The following is a 21537-nucleotide window of genomic DNA, read 5'->3' as shown; positions in this document are numbered from 1 at the left end:
GGATTCGTCAGGCACCGGGCAGTCCGCAGGGACTACCCAGTGTCCGGACCCATCCTGAAAAGGAGATCCTTCCATGCTGAAAAAATGGCTGGAACACATCGAGGAAGGCCTGATCGCCTTCCTCCTGGCCGCGATGACCGTGGTGACCTTCGCCCAGGTCGTGGCCCGCTACGTCTTCAACTACAGCTTCGTCTGGGCGCTGGAACTGACCATGTTCTTCTTCGGCGCCCTGATCTTTCTGGGCATCTCCTACGGTGTGCGCGTGGGCGCGCACATCGGGGTCGACGCCCTGGTGCGCGCCCTGCCCGCCCGCGCCGCCCACAAGCTGGCCATCGTCAGCACCCTGCTGTGCATCCTGTACGCGGCCATCGTCATCTACGGCGGCTGGATCTACGTCGACAAGATCTACACCATCGGCATCATGGCGCAGGACCTGCCGATTCCCCAATGGGTGCCACGCGTCGTGCTGCCGCTGGGCTACGCCCTGCTCATCTGGCGCCTGGGCGAGGTGCTGTGGAATCTGTTGCGCGGGGGCAATGCCTCTCTGCTGGGCGACGAAGTCGCTGACGCCATGAAACTCCTCGACGAGAACGATTCCAAGGGAGACGCCGCATGACCACGCTAGCCCTTTTCATTCTGCTGTTCGTCTTCATGTTCATCGGCATGCCCGTGGCCGTGGCCCTGGGCCTGTCGTCCCTGTTGACCATCATGACCTTCGGCCACGACTCGCTGGCCTCGCTGTCTCTCAAGCTCTACGAGACCTCCGAACACTTCACCCTGATGGCCATCCCCTTCTTCATCCTGGCCGGCGCCTTCATGACCACCGGCGGCGTGGCCCGACGCATGATCCGCTTCGCCATCGCCACGGTCGGCCACCTGCACGGCGGCCTGGCAATCGCCTCGGTGATGGCCTGCGTGCTGTTCGCCGCGGTCTCGGGCTCATCGCCTGCCACCGTGGTGGCCGTGGGTTCGATCGTGATCGCCGGCATGGTGCGCGCCGGTTACTCGCAGTCCTTTGCTGCGGGGGTGATCTGCAATGCCGGCACCCTGGGCATCCTGATCCCGCCGTCCATCGTCATGGTGGTTTACGGCGCGGTCACGGAAACCTCGGTCGGCGCGCTGTTCATGGCCGGTGTGATCCCCGGGCTGCTGCTGGGCCTGGTGCTGATGGTGGCGATCTACATCGTCGCACGCGTGCGCAACATGCCACGCCAGCCGCGCGCCAGTCTGGGCGAGGTCCTGGTCGCCGGGCGCGACTCGATCTGGGGGCTGCTGCTGATCGTCATCATCCTGGGCGGCATCTACGGCGGGGTCTTCACCCCGACCGAGGCCGCCGCCGTGGCCGCCGTCTACGCCTTCGCCATCGCAGTGTTCGTCTACCGCGACATCGGCATGAAGCAGGTGCCCGAAGTCCTGATCGACGCGGCCAAGGTGACCATCATGCTGATGTTCATCATCGCCAACGCGCTGCTGTTCGCCCACGTGCTGACCACCGAACGCATCCCGCAGGCCATTGCCGAACAGATCATCGCCTGGAACATGAGCGACTGGCAGTTCCTGATCGTGGTCAACATCCTGCTGCTGGTGGCCGGCGCCTTCATGGAGCCGACCGGCATCATCCTGATCCTGGCGCCGATCCTGTTTCCCATCGCCATGCAACTGGGCATCGATCCGGTGCACCTGGGCATCATCATGGTGGTCAACCTGGAAATCGGCATGATCACCCCACCCGTGGGCTTGAACCTGTTCGTGACGGCGGGCATCACCAAAATGAGCATCGGCCAGGTCATCCGCGCCGCTCTGCCCTGGCTGATGATCCTGCTGGCCTACATGGTCTTCATCACCTACGTGCCGATCGTCAGCCTCTGGCTGCCGAATCTGCTGGGCTGAGCCCCCGGCCGCCCCGGTGGCCGACATACAACTGTCACACGCGACCGCCATAATCCCTGCGCAAGCCCGGGCCTCCAGGCCCGGGCGTCTCAATCAAAGGGATTTGTCCGCATGCGGTTTGCGTTCACACTCAAGACCCGTTTCATCCTGTTCATGACCGTGCTGGCGCTGTGCGCCGGCCTGGTCATGGGTGCCGTCACCCATCTGCGGCGCACGACCGACACCTTGCGCGACGCGGAGGCCGCGCGCTACCAGGCCAGCCAGTTGGCCGGCTGGTACCAGGCTCAGGCCGCCGCCCTGTCCCGGGACGCCGCCGCCTTCGTCGCCAGCGAGCAGCCGGAATTCGAACAGCGCTATCTGGACCACCTGGCCGTTCTGGAGGGCCGCGCACCCGACGCCCGAGGCGTCCAGGCCGATGCCCGCGCCCGCTTCCAGCAGGCCGGCCTCGACGGAGACGAACTGGCCCTGTTCGAAGACGCCCATGCGCGGCTGCTGGCTCTGGCCGCCACCCAGCGCGAAGCCATCGGCACCGCCAAGGGCGAATTGGACGATGGCCAGGGCGGCATCCGCATCGCCCTGCCCAACGCCCTGCTCGCCAAGGCACTGGTCTTCAGCCAGCAATATACCCAGGCGGAAGCAGACATCACCACCCTGATCGACGCCTTCGACACTCGACAGGCGCAGCGCATGGAACAACGGGTCGCCCGGGCCTCGGCCGACGGCGGCATGGCCGGGCGCATTGCCGTCGGCGCGGTGCTGGCGCTGCTGCTGTGCGGCATGCTGGCCCTGCGCAGCCTGTACCGCTCGGTCAAACGCCCCCTGGACCGGAGCGTGGCGCTGGCCGGCCATCTGGCGGCCGGCGATCTGTCCATCCCCATCGAAGGCGCAGGCCGCGACGAGATGGGACACCTGATGCACGCACTGGAAGGAATCCGTCAGGGCCTGAACCGCACGCTCTGCCGGGTCTCGGACCACTTCGCGCACGTCAATGCCGGTGTGGACGTCCTGTCCTCCGGCCAGGAAATGGCGCTCGGCGACAGCCACGACCAATGCGCCATGGCCGGACAGATGGCCTCGGCCATGGACAGCCTGGACGACACCGTCCGCCTCAACCACGACCGGGCGATCGAGGCCCGGAACCTGAGCGAGCAAGGCGACCGCGAGGCCCGGACGGGCGCCGAGACCGTCGCGCGGCTGGCGCAAGCCATGGACGGCATCGCACAAGGCGGTCTGCGCGTCGAGAAGGCCGCACGGCAGATCGGCGAGATCGCCTTCCAGACCAACATCCTTGCCTTGAACGCCGCCGTCGAGGCCGCCCACGCAGGCGCCCATGGGCGCGGCTTCGCCATCGTCGCGGCCGAGGTCCGCTCGCTGGCCCAGCGCTGCGACCAGACCGCCGGACTGATCCAGTCCACGATCGAGGAAGCCATCCGCGACAGCCGCCGGGGGGCCGATCTGGCCGCCGAAGCCCGCGCAGCCATGGACCGGGCCGTCCAGGCCACCGGTCGCGGCCGCCAGATCATGGACGAAGTCGCCGCCGCCACCGAATCCCAGGCCCAGGCCATTCACGAAACGGCGCAGGCGGCGCGTCGCCTGGAGGCCATCGGCGCACGCGGCGCGCGACAGGCCAAGGCCGCGTCGCAAGTGATGGCCGAACAGCAGTCCCGCGTCACGGATCTGCACCGGACGCTGACGCAATTCAGGCTGGAAGCGGCCGAGGCCCCCGCCAGACTGGCGGCCTGATTCAGGCCTGTGGCGCCCTCGGGGGCCTCAGGAGAGATCCGCTCGCCCGCACGCCCGGCGCAGCAGGCGGCGGACCATGGCCGCGAAGGTCAGGAGCCAGCCCAGCCAGGCGGCATACAGGAAGGTGTACGGCAGGAAATCCAGAAAGCCGAAACCCATCACATGATTCATCTGCCAGGTGCAGGCCGCGTACATGCCCAGCGGGAAGATCGCCCCCCAGTACAGCGGATCGTAGCGGAACGGAAAGCGCTGGAAACCGTAGCGCCAGACACCCAGCAGGAGCAGCATCGGAATCCACCAGGTCCCGGTGGCCCAGTAGAACACGGTGAACCCCTTCAGAAAGGGCAGCATGGACTCCAGGTACGGCGCCTGAGGCGCATTCAGGATCAGCAGCGAACCGGCCAGGGTGGAAATCGCCATGGCGCCCATCGTGATCCAGGTCGGCGGCAGCAAATCACCCGGCGACAGCGCAAAGAAACTGTAGCGGTAAAAGATCAGCGACATCATCCAGATGTACAGCATCCCGCCCCACAACCACATCGACAGCGCCACCAGATTCAGTTCCAGACGATAGGGTGGCCCGCTGTGCGCCGCCAGCAGTGCGCTGGACACCGCCAGCGCCTGGGTCGCCACCACCGCCAGCAGCCAGCCGCCGTTGATGCTGCGATCCAGCGACGGCTTTTCTTTCTTGACCGTGAAGGCGGTGAAGATCGTATAGGTCAGCCCCACCCACAACACCACGGCCAGCACCCACAGGGCAAAACCCACGGTCAGGTCACCACGCAGCAGGATGAACTGACTGGCCAGAATGCCGGTGGCTGCCACCAGCGTGAAATAACCCGGCCCCCGGGCATGGTCAATCATGTCACCGAAAAAGCGCCGGGGAAACCGCCCCGCGCGCCACAGATAGGCCAGCCACAAGACGAGGTACTGGACCGCGTTCAAGGCGAACAGGATCCGCGCCAGCAGCGGATGGCCCATCATGTCCGAGGCCAGCGAGACGATGCCGGTTGCCATCACCAGACCGAAATACGCCGGCGACAGTTCGCGCAGGGACGCGTGCCACCACGGCGGCACGACGGCTGCGGGGCTCAGACCCCGAGGGGGGGCGGGCGCGGGCACGCTGCGATCCGGTTCCGGTGCTTGCATGACGGAGGCTCCTGTGGCGATGCACCGCCCTCCGGCGTCTCTGTCCCGGGCGCGCTAAAATGGCGGATTGACCCGCATTTTAATGCGTGCGCCCGCCACAGGATTCGAGGCGTGCCTAATACACACAGACACACAGGACACCACCATGGAAGCCGAACGCCAGAACCAGCTCATCGCCCGCATCGACGACTACACCGAGCGCCAGGATCTGCTTCGGAGGTATCTTTGACTACGATGCCAAGTCCGAACGCCTGATCGTCGTCAACGCCGAACTGGAAAGCCCGGACGTCTGGAACGATCCGACGCATGCCCAGGAACTGGGCCGTGAAAAGAAATCCCTGGAAAACGTCGTCGGCACCCTGACCGATCTGGAACAAGGCCTGAACGACGCCCGCGACCTGTTCGAGCTGGCCAGCGCCGATGACGACGACGCCACCCTGCACGCCATCGAGCAGGACTGCGCAGCCCTGGGCGAGCGTCTGGAAGCACTCGAATTCCGCCGCATGTTCAACAACCCGGCCGACCCCCTGAACTGCTTCGTCGACATCCAGGCCGGCGCCGGCGGCACCGAGGCCCAGGACTGGGCCTCCATGCTGCTGCGCCAGTATCTGCATTACGGCGAACGCAAGGACTTCAAGGCCGAGATCCTGGAAGAATCCGAAGGCGAAGTCGCCGGCCTCAAATCGGCCACCATCAAATTCGAAGGCGAATACGCCTATGGCCTGCTGCGCACCGAAACCGGCGTGCACCGCCTGGTGCGCAAAAGCCCCTTCGATTCATCCAACGGTCGGCACACGTCCTTTGCCAGCGTCTTCGTCTACCCGGAAATCGACGAGTCCTTCGAGGTCGAAGTCAACCCGGCGGATCTGCGCATCGACACCTACCGCGCCAGCGGCGCCGGCGGCCAGCACATCAACAAGACCGACTCGGCCGTGCGCATCACCCACCAGCCCACCGGCATCGTCGTGCAGTGTCAGAACGACCGTTCCCAGCATCGCAACCGTGCCGAAGCCATGCAGATGCTGAAATCACGCCTGTACGAGCTGGAAATGCGCCAACGCATGGCCGAACAGCAAAAACTGGAAGACGCCAAGAGCGACGTGGGCTGGGGCCACCAGATCCGTTCCTACGTTCTGGACCAGAGCCGCATCAAGGACCTGCGTACCGGCGTGGAAATCTCCAACACCCAGAAGGTCCTGGACGGCGATCTGGACCCCTTCATCACGGCCAGCCTGAAACAAGGCGTCTGAGCACCGCACGGGGTCGTGCCCAGCATGGCACGCCCCGGCTTTCTCCCCCGACGCCCTCGCCTCTCTTTCCTCAACAGCACGACATGACCTCGCAGACCGACATCCAAGCCCCCGACGAGAACCGCCTGATCGCCGAGCGCCGCGCCAAGCTGGACGCGCTGCGCCAGGTCGGCCCCGCCTACCCCAACGACTTCCGCCCCGATACCCACGCCGCCGACCTGCACCGCGACTGCGGAGAACTGGACGAAGACGCGCTGCTGGCCTTGGGCCGGCAGGCTCGCGTCGCCGGGCGCATGATGCTCAAGCGCATCATGGGCAAGGCCAGCTTCGCCACCCTGCAGGACAGCAGCGGTCGGCTGCAGCTCTATCTGGACCGGGGCGTGCTGGGTGACGAGGCCTACGCCGCCTTCAAATCCTGGGACATCGGTGATATCGTCGGCGCCGAGGGCGAGGTCTTCAAGACACGCAAGGGCGAACTGTCGCTGCGGGTGCAGTCCCTGCGCCTGCTGTCTAAATCCCTGCGCCCCCTGCCCGACAAGTTCCACGGCGTGGCCGACCAGGAATTGCGCTACCGTCAGCGCTACGTCGACCTGATCATGACCGAAGGCACGCGCGAGACCTTTCTGGCGCGCAGCCGTATCGTCACCTCGATCCGCCAGATCATGTCGGAAGCCGAGTTCCTTGAAGTCGAAACCCCGATGCTGCACCCCATTCCCGGCGGCGCGGCGGCCAAGCCTTTCATCACCCACCACAACGCGCTGGACATGGACATGTACCTGCGCATCGCGCCGGAACTGTATCTCAAGCGCCTGATCGTCGGCGGCTTCGAACGCGTCTTCGAGATCAACCGCAATTTCCGCAACGAGGGTGTCAGCCCGCGCCACAACCCGGAATTCACGATGATGGAATTCTATGCGGCGTACACGGACTACCGCTGGCTGATGGACTACACCGAGTCCCTGATCCGCGAAACCGCGCAGCGCGTGTGCGGCACCGCCAGCCTGAACTACCAGGGCCAGCCCCTGGACCTGGACCGCGCCTTCGACCGCCTGACCATCGTCGAGGCCATCCTCAAATACGCTCCGGGCTACGCGCCCGCCCAGTTGGCGGACGAGGCCTGGCTGCGCGGCGAACTGCGCCGCCTGGGCGCAGACGTGAACGGCCCGGCCCTGGCCCACGCCGGCCTGGGCGCGCTGCAACTGGCGCTGTTCGAGGAAACCGCCGAAGCCAAGCTCTGGCACCCGACCTTCATCATCGACTACCCAGTCGAAGTCTCGCCGCTGGCGCGGGCCTCCGACACGCAGGCCGGCATCACGGAACGCTTCGAACTATTTGCCTGCGGGCGCGAAATCGCCAACGGTTTTTCCGAACTGAACGATCCGGAAGACCAGGCCGCGCGCTTCCAGGCCCAGGTGGCCGCCAAGGACGCCGGCGACGAAGAAGCCATGTACTACGACGCGGACTACGTGCGCGCCCTGGAGTACGGCATGCCCCCCACAGGCGGTTGCGGCATCGGCATCGACCGCCTGGTCATGATGCTGACCGACAGCCCCAATATCCGCGATGTGATCCTGTTCCCGCACCTGCGCCGGGAAGACTGAACCGGATCGCGCATGAAAAAAGCCGGGTAACCGGCTTTTTTCATGCGCCGTGGCGAGACGCCGACCCTGGCCGCCAGAATTTCGATGGACAAGGCTGCCAGCCCGCCTTCGCAGGCCAGGTCATAGGCATTGTCGAGGATGCGATCGCGTGGAGACGCGAGGCGGCGCCCCCACGCGATCGACGAGACGAGCGTCTCAGACCGTGAACGATTCCCCGCAGCCGCATGCGGCTTTTTCGTTGGGATTGTTGAAGCGGAAGCCTTCGTTCAAGCCTTCGCGGGCGTAGTCCAGTTCCGTGCCCTGCAGATACGGCAGGCTGTCGGACGGCACATACAGGCGAGCGCCGAACTGCTCGAAGATCTGATCTTCGGCGACCGGGTCGTCCACGTATTCCAGTTGATAGGACATGCCCGAGCAGCCCGAAGGTTTGACCCCCAGGCGCAGGCCCAGGCCCTTGCCGCGTTTTTCCAGATGGCGCTGAATGTGTTCAGCAGCGCGTTGTGTCAGCGTGATTCCCATGATGTACCTCAGGAACAGTATGTTTGTCGGTGTAATCGGCCACGGCCGCGCGGATCGCATCCTGGGCCAGCAGCGCGCAGTGCAGTTTTTCGGCGGACAGGTCCAGCGCCTGGACGATGTCCTGGCTGCGGATCGCCAGCGCCTGTTCGAGATCGCGCCCGCGCAGCCATTCGGTTGCCAGGGAACCGGCCGCGATGGCTTCGCCGCTGCCGAAGGCCCGGAAGCAGGCAGACTCTATGGTAGCGCCATCCAGACGGATCTGCAGTTTCAGGATCTGACCCAGTTCGGGCGAGCCCACCAGCGCGGTGCCCACCCGGGGATCGCCCGCGTCGAAAGAGCCGACGTTGCGCGGATGCAGGTAATGTTCCAGGACCTGCGGCCCGTACGACGGACCGGTCATCAGCAATGCTCCGCCCAGGCGCCCAGAGTGCCCTGCTGGCGCATTTCCCACAACGGGGACAGATCGCGCAGCCGCCCGATCTGGGCGCGCAGCAGCCGTACGGCGCGATCCACCTCGTCCTGCGTGGTATAGCGCCCCAGGGTCAGGCGCAGCGAGCCGTGCGCCAGGGTGTCGCTGCGCCCCAGGGCACGCAGCACGTGGGACGGTTCCAGGCTGGCCGAGGTGCAGGCCGAACCCGAGGACACGGCCAGTTCCGGCACCGACATCAGCAGGGCTTCGCCCTCGATGTGGGCCACGCTGAGGTTCAGGGTGTGCGCCACGCGCCTTTCCGGATCGCCATTGAGATAGACATCCGGGAGATCGCGCAGACCGTCCCACAGACGGTCGCGCAACGCGCGGATGCGCGGAATTTCGGTCTCCATCCGTTCGCCCGCCAGCGCATAGGCTGCGCCCATGCCGACGATCTGGTGGGTCGGCAGTGTGCCCGAGCGCAGACCGCGTTCGTGGCCGCCGCCGTGAATCTGGGCCTCCAGGCGCACACGCGGCTTGCGGCGCACGTACAGTGCGCCAACCCCTTTGGGGCCATAGGTCTTGTGGGCCGACATGGACATCAGGTCCACACCCAGCGCCTGGACGTCGATCGGCAGCTTGCCGGTAGCCTGGGCCGCATCGGTATGAAACAGGATGCCGCGATCGCGGCACAGCGCCGCCAGCGCGGCAATGTCCTGAATGACGCCGATTTCATTGTTGACCAGCATCACCGACACCAGGATCGTATCGGGGCGCAGAACGGCGGCCAGCGCATCGGTGCCGACCAGGCCATGGGCGTCCACATCCAGCCAGGTGATCTCGAAGCCCTGGCGTTCGAGTTCCAGACAGGGGTCCAGCACCGCCTTGTGCTCGGTGCGGACCGTGACGATGTGTTTGCCCCGGCCGGCATGGAAATGCGCCACACCTTTGATCGCCAGATTGTTCGACTCGGTGGCGCCGGAAGTCCAGACGATCTCACGCGGGTCGGCATGGATCAACGCCGCGACCTGAGCACGAGCCCGCTCGACGGCTTCCTCGGCATCCCAGCCCCAGGCGTGGCTGTTCGAGGCCGGGTTGCCGAAGCGTTCGCTCAGCCAGGGCAGCATGGCCTGGAGGACGTGTTCGTCGACAGGCGTGGTGGCGGAATAGTCCAGATAGATGGGGCGATCCGTGGGCAGATCCTGTTGAGGCATTGAAACTCCGGTAAATCAGACCGATAGGGGCTCCTGGGCCTGGGAATCGGCCGCCACCGGCGTGATCGGGATGGTCGTGCGGCCGTTGCGCATGTGACCGGATTCCTGCCATTCGCGCAAGCGTTGCTGATCGACCAGATCCTGCAGCGAGACCGAGTCCAGGTATTCCAGCATTTTACGACTCAAAGTCGCCCACAGGTCGTGAGTCATGCACTTGCCGCTGTGGCCGTTGCGGCCGATGTCGCAGTTTTCCTTGCCGCCGCAACTGGTCGCGTCCAGCGGCTCATCGACGGCGAAGATGATGTCGGCCACGGAAATGTCGCGCGCATGCCGGGCCAGCGTGTAGCCGCCCCCCGGGCCGCGCACACTGTCGACCAGTTCGTGCCGGCGCAGCTTGCCGAACAACTGTTCCAGATAGGACAGAGAAATGTTCTGGCGCGCACTGATGGCGGCCAGCGTCACCGGCCCACTGTGATGGCGCATGGCCAGATCGATCATGGCCGTGACGGCGAAACGCCCCTTGGTCGTCAAACGCATGGTGAAGTCCTCTGTGGATGCGGAGCATTCCCGAATGTGGCGAATACCCGACTGTTCGAGTCAAGTGTACCCCTTTACCCGACTAAAACACTCGGTTTTAATGCACGAAAATTGACGAAACTTGATGCTTGTCAATTTTGACCCTCTTGCCGGGAGGGGATGACCCGCACAATGTGTCCAGAGGAGCCCTGGAAACACAAAGGGCGCCTGAGGCGCCCTGCACACGAGAAAGAGAAGGATCAGGCAGCCTGATATTGCAACGCGCGCTTGCGCACCAGTTCGAGTACGCCCTGGCAGGAGTCTTCGATGTAGTCCAGAACCTTGTTGAAGCCTTCGGGGCCGCCATAATAGGGATCGGGCACGGTGGCTTCCTCGAATTCGTTCGAGAAGCGCATCAACAGCATGAGCTTGTGCTGGTAGATCTTGGGGCACTGCTGCTGCAGCGCGGACAGGTTTTCCCAGTCCATGGCCAGGATCAGGTCGGCATCGCGGAAGTCGTCAGCGCGGATCTGGCGAGCCACCAGCGCCGACAGATCATAACCACGCTTGCGCGCAGCGGTCTGGGCGCGCGCGTCCGGGGCCTCGCCCACATGGAAGTGATGGGTCGCGGCGGAATCGACGGAAATCGCGTCGGACAGGCCGGCCTCATCGACGATGTGCTGGAAGACACCCTGGGCGGTGGGAGAACGGCAGATATTGCCCGTACAGACAAAAAGTACCTTATGCATGATAGGTGAAAGTGTGCGGGAAAACCCGGAAGTTGGCAAGCATTTTCTGTGGAAAACTACAAAAAAACCTGATACTTGAAGCACTTCCGAAACAGCCCTTCGGGCGTCCCGTCATTCCATCAAGGCGCGGGCCTTCAGGGCGCGCAGGGTGTCGCGCACCGCAGCCGCCTGCTCGAATTCCAGGTTGCGGGCATGCTCGTTCATGCGCTGCTCCAGGCGGCGCATTTCCCGCGCCAGGGATTTCTCGTCGTGCAGGGCCGACTCGTCGTACCCGGCCTCGGCGGGCGCCGCCGCTGTCACGGCCACCCCGTCGATCAGGTCGCGCACCGCCTTGCTGACGCCCCGGGCCGTGATGCCATGTTCGAGGTTGAAGGCCTGCTGCTTTTCCCGGCGGCGAGCCGTCTCGTCCATGGCCCGACGCATGGAATCGGTCACCCGGTCGGCATACAGGATGGCGCGCCCATGCAAATTGCGCGCCGCCCGACCGATGGTCTGGATCAGGCTGCGTTCCGAACGCAGAAAGCCTTCTTTGTCGGCATCCAGGATCGCCACCAGAGAGACCTCAGGGATGTCCAGACCTTCGCGCAGCAGGTTGATTCCGACCAGCACGTCGAAAGTCCCCAGGCGCAGGTCACGGATGATCTCGACCCGTTCCACCGTATCGATGTCGGAATGCAGGTAGCGGACCTTGAGGCCGCTTTCGTTCAGGTATTCGGTCAGATCCTCGGCCATGCGCTTGGTCAGCGTGGTGACCAGCACCCGTTCGTGGCGCGCGATGCGCAGCTTGGCCTCGCCCAGCAGGTCATCGACCTGGGTGACGGCCGGACGCAGATCGACTTCCGGGTCCACCAGGCCGGTCGGGCGCACGACCTGCTCGACCACCTGATCCGCATGCTCGGCCTCGTAGGGGCCCGGAGTGGCGGACACGAACACGCATTGCGGCATGCGCGCCTCGAATTCCTCCAGGCGCAAGGGCCGGTTGTCCAGCGCCGAGGGCAGCCGGAAGCCGAACTGCACCAGCGTATCCTTGCGCGACCGGTCGCCCCGGAACATGCCGCCCAACTGACCGATCGTGACGTGACTCTCGTCGATGAACATCAGGGAGTTGGCGGGCAGGTAGTCGATCAAGGTGGGCGGCGGCTCACCCGGCAAGGCACCCGAGAGGTGTCGCGAATAGTTTTCGATGCCCTTGCAAAAACCCAGTTCCTGCAGCATTTCCAGGTCGAAGCGGGTGCGCTGTTCCAGCCGCTGGACTTCGACCAGCTTGCCGGCCTCGGTCAGTTCGGCCAGGCGCTCGCGCAGTTCCACCTTGATGGTCTCGATGGCGCGCAGCACGGTTTCGCGCGGCGTCACGTAGTGCGAACTGGGGAAGATCGTGAACCGCACCAGGCTCTGGACCGGCTTGCCCGTCAGGGGGTCGAACAGGTCCAGGGATTCGATCTCGTCGTCGAACAGGGTGATGCGCAGGGCATGTTCGGCGTGTTCGGCCGGGAAGACATCGATGACCTCGCCGCGCGCCCGGAACGTCCCCCGGGAAAATTCCATGTCGTTGCGTTCGTACTGCATGGACACCAGCCGCGCCAGGACTTCCTGGCGGCCGACCCGGTCGCCGGTGCGCAGCGTCAGCACCATCGCGTGGTAGTCGCCCGGATTGCCGATACCGTAGATGCAGGACACGGTGCCCACGATGATGGTGTCGGGTCGCTCCAGCAGACTTTTGGTGGCTGACAGGCGCATCTGTTCGATGTGCTCGTTGATGGACGAGTCTTTTTCGATGAACAGGTCGCGCGAAGGCACATAGGCCTCGGGCTGGTAGTAATCGTAGTAGGAGACGAAATACTCCACCGCATTGCGGGGGAAGAATTCGCGCATTTCCGCGTAAAGCTGGGCGGCCAGGGTCTTGTTGGGGGCCAGCACGATGGCCGGGCGCCCGGTACGGGCGATCAGATTGGCCATGGTGTAGGTCTTGCCCGAACCCGTCACCCCCAGCAGGGTCTGGCACATGAGCCCGTCGCGCACGCCCGCTTCCAGCGCATCGATCGCAGCCGGCTGGTCACCGGCCGGCGGATAGGGCTGGAACAACTGAAACGGGCTGTCCGGGTACTGGACAAACCCCGGTCCGGCCTCGGGGGCATCCGGGGACCGGGTTTGCCGGAGGGGTTGCCGGGTTTCGGGCTGGGTTTCGTGCTGGGTTTCGACCTGATGGGACATGGGCTCAACTAGACACTGTTCGGGTAAACCCCTTATTATCACATTGTTGGCCCACGTGACCAAGACCTCCTCCTTTGTCCTCCCGGTAACCATGTCCTCCATATTCGCAGCTGTCGAACTCGCTCCGCGCGACCCCATCCTGGGCCTGAACGAACAATTCAAGGCCGACACCCGGTCCACCAAGGTCAATCTCGGCGTCGGTGTCTACTATGACGACGCGGGCCATATTCCCCTGCTGAAGGCCGTCCGCCAGGCCGAAGCCCGCCTGTTCGAACGGGCAGAACCGCGCAACTACCTGCCGATCGACGGCATCCCCGGCTACAATACGGGCGCCCGCACCCTGCTGCTGGGCACCGGCTCGCCGCTGATCGCCGAGCATCGCTCGTTGACGGTCCAGACCCTGGGCGGCACCGGCGCACTGAAGATCGGCGCCGACTTCCTGAAGCGGATTCTGCCTCAGGCCCAGGTCGCCATCAGCAACCCCAGTTGGGACAACCACCAGGCCCTGTTCAGCGCCGCCGGCTTCCCGATCATCAGCTACGACTACTACGACGCCGCCACGCACGGCCTGAACTTCGACGGCATGCTGGCCTCGCTGCGCGCCCTGCCCGCCGGCACCGTCGTGGTGCTGCACGCCTGCTGCCACAACCCCACGGGTGTCGATCCCACCATGGATCAGTGGCAGGAAATCGCCCGCACGCTGCAGGCCGGCCAACTGGTGCCCTTCCTGGACATCGCCTACCAGGGCTTCGGCAGCGGTATCGAAGAAGACGCCGCCGTGGTGCGCCTGTTCGCGGACCTGGGCATGACCATGTTCATCAGTTCCTCGTTCTCCAAGTCCTTCTCGCTGTACGGCGAGCGCGTCGGCGCCCTGACCCTGGTGACCGGCGGCGACGAGGAAAGCACCCGCGTGCTCAGCCAGCTGAAGCGCGTCATCCGCACCAACTACTCCAACCCGCCCACCCACGGCGGCGCCATGGTTTCGACCGTGCTGAACACGCCCGAACTGTACGCCCTGTGGGCCGAAGAACTGGCCGGCATGCGTGACCGCATCCGCACCATGCGCCACCAACTGGTCGAAAAAATCCAGGCCCAGGGCGTGGATCAGGACTTCAGCTTCGTCAAGGCCCAGCGCGGCATGTTCTCGTTCTCCGGCCTGACCAAGGCCCAGGTGGACCGCCTGCGTGAAGAATTCGGCATCTATGCCGTGGGCAGCGGCCGCATCTGCGTGGCCGCCCTGAACAGTGGCAACATCGACTACGTCGCCCAGGCCGTGGCAAAGGTGATCAAGCACTGATCGCCCCTGCGCCTGCTTCGGCCGGCGCGTTCGACGAACAGTCACCGACGACGGGACCCTTGCAAGGGTCCCGTCGTCGTTCACGCCCTGCCTGCTTCCGGTGCGGCGTTCTGCAGCGGCTTTCCGCTTGCGCCGCACGCATCCTTCCGTCACAATACGGGCTGTGTTTCCATCCAGTAGCGCGACATGGCCCTGAAACTCACCGCCCGACAGTCCCAGATCCTGGATCTCATCCAGCAGTCCATTCAACGGACGGGCCGCCCCCCGACCCGGGCCGAGATCGCCCGCGAACTGGGTTTTCGTTCAGCCAATGCGGCCGAAGACCATTTGCGCGCGCTGGAACGCAAGGGCTACGTCCTGCTGTCGGCCGGCACCTCGCGCGGCATCCAGCTCACCGAACAGGCCCAGTCCGCCTCCCTCGCTGACGAGGCCGATGCGGCTGGCGCCTCCGGGACTCCCGACGCAGCCGGGCAGACCGCCCGCCCCCGTCCGGCCTCGGGCAATACACCCGGCCCTCTGCCCGGCGCTCCGACCTGGATCGAACCCTCCGACAGCCGCCTGGTGCCGCTGGTGGGTCGTGTCGCCGCCGGCAGCCCCGTCCTGGCGGCCGAACACGTCGAACGCGAAATCCCCCTGGCCCCGCACCTGTTCGAAGCCGCACCCGACTACCTGCTGCGCGTGCGCGGCAGCAGCATGCGCGACGCCGGCATCCTGGATGGCGACCTGCTGGCCGTACGCAGCACGCCCCAGGCCCGCCATGGCCAGATCATCGTCGCCCGCCTGGGCGACGACGTCACCGTCAAACGCCTGGACCACCAGGGCCGCCGCATCCGCCTGCTGCCCGAAAACCCCGACTTCCAGCCCATCGACGTCGGCCCGGGCGATGACTTCGCCATCGAAGGCATCGCCATCGGCCTGATCCGCACGACCGCGCTGCACTGAACGTCGAACGTCGGGCGCCGCCCTTGCCTGAAAACACAAGGGCTCCCTGAACAGGGAGCCCTTGTCACATCGACCGAGGCACGGTTCAGTGCTTCATCACCCCGCCACTGCCGGACTCGGCCGGCTTGGCGGCAGCCACCGCCTCGGCCGCCAGACGGGCGACTTCCTCGTCCGACAGCGGCACGGGCATGCGCTGCAGGGCGACTTCCAGCACCCGGTCGATCCAGCGCACCGGGATGATCTCCAGGTGGTTTTTCACGTTGTCCGGGATTTCAGCCAGATCCTTGACGTTTTCCTCGGGGATCATCACGGTCTTGATGCCGCCGCGATGCGCCGCCAACAGCTTTTCCTTCAGGCCGCCGATTTCCAGGACCTCGCCGCGCAGGGTGATTTCCCCGGTCATGGCGACGTCGGCGCGCACGGGGATGCCGGTCAACGCCGACACCATGGCCGTCGTGATCGCAGCCCCGGCCGAGGGACCGTCCTTGGGCGTGGCGCCTTCCGGAAAGTGGATGTGCAGGTCACGCTTTTCAAAGGTCTGGTCGGCGATGCCCCACTGGCGGGCGCGGGCGCGCACCACCGTGCGGGCGGCTTCGACCGATTCCTTCATCACGTCGCCCAGCGAGCCCGTGCGCAGGACCACGCCTTTGCCCGGCATGTCGGCCGCCTCGATGGTGAGCAGGTCGCCGCCGACTTCCGTCCAGGCCAGGCCGGTGACCTGGCCGACCTTGTCTTCCTTTTCGGCCACGCCGAAATTGTAGCGACGCACGCCCAGGAAATCGGCCAGATTGGCGGCATCCACCACGATCGCCGCCTGGTCGTTGGTCTTGCGGGCCGATTCGGCAGGGTTGCTGAGCAGACGCTTGACGGCCTTGCGGCAGATCTTGGAGATTTCGCGCTCCAGTGCGCGCACCCCGGCTTCGCGCGTGTAGTAGCGCACGATGTCGCGGATGGCGTCCTCGGCGATGCTCAGTTCGCCGTCCTTCACGCCGTTGTTCTTCATCAGCTTGGGCAGCAGATGGTCAAAGGCGATGTGGACCTTTTCGTCTTCGGTGTAACCCGACAGGCGGATGACTTCCATCCGGTCCAACAGGGCCGGCGGAATGTTCAGCGTGTTGCTGGTGGCCACGAACATCACGTCCGACAGGTCGAAATCGACCTCGATGTAGTGATCCTGGAAGGTGTGGTTCTGCTCCGGATCGAGCACTTCGAGCAGGGCCGAAGACGGGTCGCCACGGAAATCAGCACCCAGCTTGTCGATCTCGTCGAGCAGGAACAGCGGATTGCGCACGCCGACCTTTGCCATGTTCTGCAGGATCTTGCCCGGCATGGAACCGATGTAGGTGCGCCGGTGACCGCGAATCTCGGCCTCGTCGCGCACGCCGCCCAGCGCCATGCGGACGAACTTGCGATTGGTCGCACGGGCCACGGACTGGCCCAGCGAGGTCTTGCCCACGCCCGGGGGCCCGACCAGGCACAGAATCGGCGCCTTGAGCTTGTCCACGCGCTGCTGCACCGCCAGGTATTCGACGATGCGCTCCTTGACCTTTTCCAGGCCGTAGTGGTCGGCGTCGAGGACTTCCTCGGCGTTCTTCAAGGCGTTGTTGACGCGGCTCTTTTTACGCCACGGCAGGCCCACCAGCGTGTCGATGTAGTTGCGCACCACGGTGGCTTCGGCCGACATGGGCGACATCAGCTTGAGCTTCTTCAGTTCGGCGTCGGCCTTCTTTCGGGCTTCCTTGGGCAGATGCGCCGAGGCGATGCGACGTTCGAGTTCCTCGATGTCGGCGCCTTCCTCGCCCTCGCCCAGTTCCTTCTGGATGGCCTTGACCTGCTCGTTCAGATAGTAGTCGCGCTGGCTCTTTTCCATCTGCTTCTTGACGCGGCCACGGATGCGCTTTTCGACCTGCAGGATCTCGATTTCCGATTCGAGCTGGGCCAGCAGCGCCTCCAGGCGCTGCGCGGCGCCGGGCATGTCGAGCAGGGACTGCTTTTGCTCGATCTTCAGGGGCAGATGAGCTGCGATGGTGTCGGCCAGCCGGCCGGCGTCCTCGATCCCCGACAGAGAGGTCAGAATCTCCTGGGGGATCTTCTTGTTCAGCTTGACGTACTGTTCGAACTGGGCCACCACGGCGCGGCGCAGGGCCTCGGCCTCGGCCTGACCGGACTGGTCCTCGTCGATACCGGAAACACGCGCCGCGAAATGGGTTTCAGCGTCGGTGACTTCGTGGATGCGGGCGCGCTGCAGGCCTTCGACCAGCACCTTGACGGTGCCGTCGGGCAGTTTCAGCATCTGCAGGATGTTGGCCGCGCAACCGATCTCGTACAGATCGTCAGGCGTGGGCTCATCCTTGCCGGCGGATTTCTGGGCCACCAGCATGACACTGCTGCCGGCCTCCATGGCCAGCTCGAGTGCCTTGATGGAACGCGGCCGCCCCACAAACAGCGGGATGACCATGTGGGGAAAGACCACGACGTCACGCAGCGGCAGCAACGGCAGTTCCACAGGTTCCTGGGTCAGAATCTGGCTAGCAGACATGGTTGATTCCTCAAACGATTGAATCTGAAAGAAAAAGGAAGCGCGGGCTTCCTTTTTCGTATAGTGCCTGCTGATGAATATGGTGCCGTACGGGCGCTTTTCAAGAGCCGGGGCACACTGCCAGTATACGGGAACCGGCTCCGGGCCGCCCCCGCCCGGAGGACAGGAACGGCGCCGGATGCAGGATCAGGCGGCGGCCGAGCGCAGGGGCTTTTCTTCGACCTGGCGTTCGGGCCGGGGGCCCTGAACCAGCGTCGGCGTGTCCTGGCCCTCGACCGCGTCCTTTTCCAGGACCACGCGGTTGATGTCCTGACGCGAAGGCAGTTCGTACATCGTGCCCAGCAGGGACTGCTCCATGATGGAGCGCAGGCCCCGGGCGCCGGTGCGGCGCTTGATGGCCCGGCGGGCGATCGCCGTCAGGGCCTCGGGGGTCACGTCGAGTTCGACGTCTTCCATTTCGAACAGCTTCTGGAACTGCTTGACCACGGCGTTGCGCGGCTCGGTGAGGATGCGCACCAGCGTGTCCTCGGTCAGCTCTTCCAGAGTGGCCACCACCGGCAGACGGCCGACCAGTTCCGGGATCAGACCGAACTTGATCAGGTCTTCGGGCTCGACCTCGGCGAACAGTTCACCCACACCACGCTCGGAGCGCGCGCGCACCGTGGCGGCAAAGCCGATGCCGGAGCGCTCGCTGCGATCGCGAATGATCTTTTCCAGACCATCGAAGGCGCCGCCCACGATGAACAGGATGTTGGTGGTGTCGACCTGGACGAAGTCCTGGTTGGGATGCTTGCGCCCGCCTTGCGGCGGCACCGAGGCGACCGTGCCTTCGATGAGCTTCAGCAGCGCCTGCTGCACACCCTCGCCCGACACGTCGCGGGTGATGGAGGGGTTGTCGGACTTGCGCGAAATCTTGTCGATCTCATCGATGTAGATAATGGCGCGCTGGGCCTTTTCAACCTCGTAGTTGCAGTTCTGCAGCAGCTTCTGGATGATGTTCTCGACGTCCTCGCCGACGTAGCCGGCCTCCGTCAGGGTGGTGGCGTCGGCCATCACGAAAGGCACGTCCAGCATGCGCGCCAGCGTCTGGGCCAGCAGGGTCTTGCCCGAGCCGGTCGGCCCGATCAGCAGGATGTTGCTCTTGGACAGCTCGACGTCGCCGTCCTTGGCGTCCTGATAGCGGATGCGCTTGTAATGGTTGTAGACCGCCACCGCCAGGTTGCGCTTGGGCGTTTCCTGGCCGATGACGTAGCCGTCCAGAAAGGACTTGATTTCCTGCGGCGTGGGCAGTTCCTTGCGCACGGCGGCCCGCGCCGCGTCCTGGGACTCTTCGCGGATGATGTCATTGCACAGGCTGATGCATTCATCGCAGATGAAGACGGAAGGACCAGCGATCAGCTTGTGGACTTCATGCTGGCTTTTATTGCAGAAGGAGCAATGCAGCGCCTTGTCCTCGCTGGAACCCTTTTTTTCGGTCATAGCTATCCAATCACTTGGTGTCGTCAGTGCGCGAAACCAATACTTTGTCGATCAGTCCGTATTCCCGCGCTTCGTCGGCGGACATGAAATTGTCACGTTCAGTATCCACACCGATACGCTCGATGTCCTGGCCGGTGCGTTCGGCCAGAATGCCGTTCAGGCGCTCGCGCAGGCTGAGGATTTCCTTGGCCTGGATCTGGATGTCCGACGCCTGGCCCTGGGCACCGCCCGAGGGCTGATGAATCATGATGCGCGAATTGGGCAAGGCGTAGCGCTTGCCCTTGGCACCTGCAGCCAGCAGGAACGCGCCCATGCTGGCAGCCAGACCGGTGCACAGGGTGGAGACCTCGGGCTTGACGAACTGCATGGTGTCGAAGATCGCCATGCCGGCGTAGACCGAGCCGCCCGGGGAATTGATGTACAGCGAGATATCCTTGTCAGGGTTCTCCGATTCCAGGAACAGCAGCTGTGCCACGACCAGATTGGCCGACTGGTCGTTGACCGGACCCACGAAGAAGATCACCCGTTCGCGCAGCAGGCGCGAATAGATGTCGTAGGACCGTTCGCCACGACCGGACTGTTCAATGACGATGGGCACGTAGCCCAGGCCGGTGGGGACGACCGAGTCCCCGCCGTACATCGACGCGTAGAAATCGGTGAACCGGTTCATCTCAGCGGGCACCCATCAAAGTATCGAAATCAACGGCTTCGTCAGCCACCTGGGCAGCCGCCAGAACGTGTTCAACCAGATTGTCCTCCAGGACCAGCGATTCGATCTCGGCGCGGCGCTGGCGGTCGGACAGGTAGTAGGCCACGACCTGAGCGGGCTGCTCGTAGCTCTTGGCGAACTCTTCGATGCGGGCGCGGACCTGTTCCGGCTTGGCCTTGAGGTCGGCGGACTGGACGAGTTCGCTGACCAGCAGGCCCAGGCGCACGCGGCGCTCGGCTTCCGGACGGAAGGTGTCTTCCGGGATGGGGATGCTGTCGGCGTTGGGCAGGCCACGCTGCTTCAGTTCCTCGCGGGCGGCAGCAGTGCGGTTGGCGACTTCGCCGTCCACCAGAGCCTTGGGCAGGTCGAAATCGCAGGCGGCCGCCAGGGCGTCCATGACGCTGGCCTTGGTGCGGTTTTTCGCGCGGGCCTGGGCCTCGCGTTCGACGTTGGCGCGCACGTCGGCCAGCAGGGCGTCGACGTCGCCTTCGGCCTGGCCCAGGGCACGGGCGAAGTCGGCGTCGATTTCGGGCAATTCGGGCTCGGCGACTTCCTTCACGGTGATGGTGAATTCAGCCTGCTTGCCGGCCACGGCGGGGCTGCCGTAGTCTTCCGGGAAGGCCAGCGGGAAGACCTTGGTCTCGCCGGCTTTCATGCCGGTGGCGGCGGCTTCGAATTCGGCCAGCATGCGGCCCTGACCCAGCACGAAGGGGAAGTCCTGGGCGGTACCGCCCTCGAAGGCTACGCCGTCGATGGTGCCGGCGAAGTCCAGGGTGACGCGGTCACCGTCCTGGGCGGCGCGGTCGGCGGCCGGTTTGAAGATCGTGCGCTGGCGGCGCAGGATGTCGATGGTCTGCTGCACTTCGGCATCGCCCACCTGCACGGTGTTGCGGGTGATCTTCAGGGAAGCCAGGTCAGGCAACTGGATCTCGGGATAGACCTCGAAGGTGGCGGAAAACGACATCACGCCTTCTTCGGTCTCGTCGACCTTGGGTTCCAGGCTGGGGGTGCCGGCCACGCGCAACTTGGCGTCCTCGATCACCTTGTCCAGGGATTTGCCGATCTGGCTGTTGATCACGTCATAGCGGACCGACGGGCCATGGCTGCGTTCTATGACCGACAGGGGCGCCTTGCCGGGACGGAAGCCCTGCACCTTCGCCGTCTTGGCGACGCGCTTGAGCTGCGCCTGGACTTCTTTTTCGATGTCGGCGACCGAGACGGTCAGCTCAACGCGGCGCTCCAGGCCGGACAATTTTTCAACCACGGGCTGCATTCGGAACCTATTGAAAGATGGACAATAAACGGGGTATTTTAGCGGAA

Annotated in this window: 18 protein-coding genes; 7 read left to right on the top strand and 11 right to left on the bottom strand. The window is 64.8% G+C overall.

Going from position 1 to position 21537, the window contains the following annotated elements:
• Positions 1-73 precede the first annotated feature (73 nt).
• The 3 genes from WA983_RS06280 (at position 74) to WA983_RS06270 (ending at position 3633) form a co-directional block, all read left to right on the top strand.
• Positions 74-616 carry a TRAP transporter small permease gene (locus WA983_RS06280; protein ID WP_424246962.1) on the top strand — a complete coding sequence of 181 codons (543 nt, stop codon included), beginning with the start codon at positions 74-76 and terminating at the stop codon, positions 614-616.
• Positions 613-1890, top strand: a complete 1278-nt coding sequence (locus tag WA983_RS06275) for a TRAP transporter large permease (protein WP_424246960.1) — start codon at positions 613-615, stop codon at positions 1888-1890. The genes WA983_RS06280 and WA983_RS06275 overlap by 4 nt, the downstream gene beginning before the upstream one ends.
• Positions 1891-2001: 111 nt before the next feature.
• The gene (locus WA983_RS06270) at positions 2002-3633 is read left to right on the top strand and encodes a methyl-accepting chemotaxis protein (protein ID WP_424246958.1); all 1632 of its coding nucleotides are present in this window, start codon (positions 2002-2004) and stop codon (positions 3631-3633) included.
• A gap of 27 nt (positions 3634-3660) precedes the next feature.
• Here the strand turns inward: WA983_RS06270 and WA983_RS06265 are convergent, their stop codons facing one another.
• A complete protein-coding gene (locus WA983_RS06265) occupies positions 3661-4782 on the bottom strand; it encodes a tellurite resistance/C4-dicarboxylate transporter family protein (protein ID WP_424246956.1) in 1122 nt (373 codons plus the stop codon).
• Between the two features lie 145 nt (positions 4783-4927).
• Between WA983_RS06265 and prfB the strand changes: the two genes are divergently transcribed.
• A protein-coding gene (gene prfB / locus WA983_RS06260; protein WP_424246955.1) for a peptide chain release factor 2 occupies positions 4928-6032 on the top strand; the annotation gives its coding sequence in 2 pieces (ribosomal slippage) (positions 4928-5008 and positions 5010-6032; 1104 coding nt in all).
• An 83-nt stretch (positions 6033-6115) separates the two neighbouring features.
• Positions 6116-7633 (top strand): lysine--tRNA ligase, encoded by a 1518-nt coding sequence (gene lysS / locus WA983_RS06255; protein ID WP_424246953.1) that lies wholly within the window; start codon positions 6116-6118, stop codon positions 7631-7633.
• Positions 7634-7828: 195 nt separating this feature from the next.
• On the opposite strand, the gene iscA is transcribed toward lysS, so the two are convergent.
• The 6 genes from iscA to uvrB form a co-directional block, all read right to left on the bottom strand.
• Positions 7829-8152: an iron-sulfur cluster assembly protein IscA gene (gene iscA / locus WA983_RS06250; protein WP_424246919.1), complete on the bottom strand. Its 324-nt coding sequence runs from the start codon at positions 8150-8152 to the stop codon at positions 7829-7831.
• Entirely contained in the window at positions 8121-8552 is a 432-nt protein-coding gene (locus WA983_RS06245; protein WP_424246920.1) for an iron-sulfur cluster assembly scaffold protein, read from the bottom strand. The genes iscA and WA983_RS06245 overlap by 32 nt, the downstream gene beginning before the upstream one ends.
• Positions 8552-9775 (bottom strand): IscS subfamily cysteine desulfurase, encoded by a 1224-nt coding sequence (locus WA983_RS06240; RefSeq protein WP_424246922.1) that lies wholly within the window; start codon positions 9773-9775, stop codon positions 8552-8554. The genes WA983_RS06245 and WA983_RS06240 overlap by 1 nt, the downstream gene beginning before the upstream one ends.
• Before the next feature lie 15 nt (positions 9776-9790).
• Complete coding sequence (gene iscR, locus WA983_RS06235; RefSeq protein ID WP_424246924.1) at positions 9791-10312, bottom strand: Fe-S cluster assembly transcriptional regulator IscR; 522 nt, start codon at positions 10310-10312, stop codon at positions 9791-9793.
• A 239-nt stretch (positions 10313-10551) separates the two neighbouring features.
• Positions 10552-11043 carry a low molecular weight protein-tyrosine-phosphatase gene (locus WA983_RS06230; RefSeq protein ID WP_424246942.1) on the bottom strand — a complete coding sequence of 164 codons (492 nt, stop codon included), beginning with the start codon at positions 11041-11043 and terminating at the stop codon, positions 10552-10554.
• Positions 11044-11151: 108 nt separating this feature from the next.
• Positions 11152-13251, bottom strand: coding sequence for an excinuclease ABC subunit UvrB (gene uvrB / locus WA983_RS06225; protein ID WP_424246926.1), 2100 nt, complete (start codon positions 13249-13251; stop codon positions 11152-11154).
• Between the two features lie 91 nt (positions 13252-13342).
• On the opposite strand from uvrB, the gene WA983_RS06220 reads away from it, so the two are divergent.
• Both WA983_RS06220 and lexA read left to right on the top strand, forming a co-directional pair.
• On the top strand, positions 13343-14548 hold the full coding sequence (locus WA983_RS06220; RefSeq protein WP_424246928.1) for an aromatic amino acid transaminase: 1206 nt from the start codon (positions 13343-13345) through the stop codon (positions 14546-14548).
• Between the two features lie 186 nt (positions 14549-14734).
• The gene (gene lexA, locus WA983_RS06215; RefSeq protein WP_424311743.1) at positions 14735-15490 is read left to right on the top strand and encodes a transcriptional repressor LexA; all 756 of its coding nucleotides are present in this window, start codon (positions 14735-14737) and stop codon (positions 15488-15490) included.
• Between the two features lie 85 nt (positions 15491-15575).
• Here the strand turns inward: lexA and lon are convergent, their stop codons facing one another.
• The 4 genes from lon to tig all read right to left on the bottom strand — a co-directional run bounded on the left by lon (position 15576) and on the right by tig (position 21490).
• Positions 15576-18029: an endopeptidase La gene (lon, locus tag WA983_RS06210; protein ID WP_424246932.1), complete on the bottom strand. Its 2454-nt coding sequence runs from the start codon at positions 18027-18029 to the stop codon at positions 15576-15578.
• A 186-nt stretch (positions 18030-18215) separates the two neighbouring features.
• A complete protein-coding gene (gene clpX / locus WA983_RS06205; RefSeq protein ID WP_424246934.1) occupies positions 18216-19508 on the bottom strand; it encodes an ATP-dependent Clp protease ATP-binding subunit ClpX in 1293 nt (430 codons plus the stop codon).
• Positions 19509-19518: 10 nt separating this feature from the next.
• Positions 19519-20178: an ATP-dependent Clp endopeptidase proteolytic subunit ClpP gene (gene clpP, locus WA983_RS06200; RefSeq protein WP_424246936.1), complete on the bottom strand. Its 660-nt coding sequence runs from the start codon at positions 20176-20178 to the stop codon at positions 19519-19521.
• 1 nt (position 20179) lies between these two features.
• Positions 20180-21490: a trigger factor gene (gene tig / locus WA983_RS06195; RefSeq protein WP_424246938.1), complete on the bottom strand. Its 1311-nt coding sequence runs from the start codon at positions 21488-21490 to the stop codon at positions 20180-20182.
• Between the last annotated feature and the right edge of the window lie 47 nt (positions 21491-21537).

The sequence above is a fragment of the Castellaniella sp. genome, from assembly GCF_049650445.1.
In the GTDB taxonomy this organism is placed as follows: Bacteria; Pseudomonadota; Gammaproteobacteria; order Burkholderiales; family Burkholderiaceae_B; genus Castellaniella.
The sequence above is the reverse complement of the archived record's forward strand: the minus strand, read 5'-3'. Positions and strand labels throughout refer to the sequence as shown.

What these genes read in the sequence shown, in the direction of transcription:
- WA983_RS06280 (WP_424246962.1), top strand. Translation starts at nt 74, where the DNA reads ATGCTGAAAAAATGGCTGGAACACATCGAGGAAGGCCTGATCGCCTTC.
- WA983_RS06275 (WP_424246960.1), top strand. Translation starts at nt 613, where the DNA reads ATGACCACGCTAGCCCTTTTCATTCTGCTGTTCGTCTTCATGTTCATC.
- WA983_RS06270 (WP_424246958.1), top strand. Translation starts at nt 2,002, where the DNA reads ATGCGGTTTGCGTTCACACTCAAGACCCGTTTCATCCTGTTCATGACC.
- WA983_RS06265 (WP_424246956.1), bottom strand. Translation starts at nt 4,782, where the DNA reads ATGCAAGCACCGGAACCGGATCGCAGCGTGCCCGCGCCCGCCCCCCCT.
- lysS (WP_424246953.1), top strand. Translation starts at nt 6,116, where the DNA reads ATGACCTCGCAGACCGACATCCAAGCCCCCGACGAGAACCGCCTGATC.
- iscA (WP_424246919.1), bottom strand. Translation starts at nt 8,152, where the DNA reads ATGGGAATCACGCTGACACAACGCGCTGCTGAACACATTCAGCGCCAT.
- WA983_RS06245 (WP_424246920.1), bottom strand. Translation starts at nt 8,552, where the DNA reads ATGACCGGTCCGTCGTACGGGCCGCAGGTCCTGGAACATTACCTGCAT.
- WA983_RS06240 (WP_424246922.1), bottom strand. Translation starts at nt 9,775, where the DNA reads ATGCCTCAACAGGATCTGCCCACGGATCGCCCCATCTATCTGGACTAT.
- iscR (WP_424246924.1), bottom strand. Translation starts at nt 10,312, where the DNA reads ATGCGTTTGACGACCAAGGGGCGTTTCGCCGTCACGGCCATGATCGAT.
- uvrB (WP_424246926.1), bottom strand. Translation starts at nt 13,251, where the DNA reads ATGTCCCATCAGGTCGAAACCCAGCACGAAACCCAGCCCGAAACCCGG.
- WA983_RS06220 (WP_424246928.1), top strand. Translation starts at nt 13,343, where the DNA reads ATGTCCTCCATATTCGCAGCTGTCGAACTCGCTCCGCGCGACCCCATC.
- lexA (WP_424311743.1), top strand. Translation starts at nt 14,735, where the DNA reads ATGGCCCTGAAACTCACCGCCCGACAGTCCCAGATCCTGGATCTCATC.
- lon (WP_424246932.1), bottom strand. Translation starts at nt 18,029, where the DNA reads ATGTCTGCTAGCCAGATTCTGACCCAGGAACCTGTGGAACTGCCGTTG.
- clpX (WP_424246934.1), bottom strand. Translation starts at nt 19,508, where the DNA reads ATGACCGAAAAAAAGGGTTCCAGCGAGGACAAGGCGCTGCATTGCTCC.
- clpP (WP_424246936.1), bottom strand. Translation starts at nt 20,178, where the DNA reads ATGAACCGGTTCACCGATTTCTACGCGTCGATGTACGGCGGGGACTCG.
- tig (WP_424246938.1), bottom strand. Translation starts at nt 21,490, where the DNA reads ATGCAGCCCGTGGTTGAAAAATTGTCCGGCCTGGAGCGCCGCGTTGAG.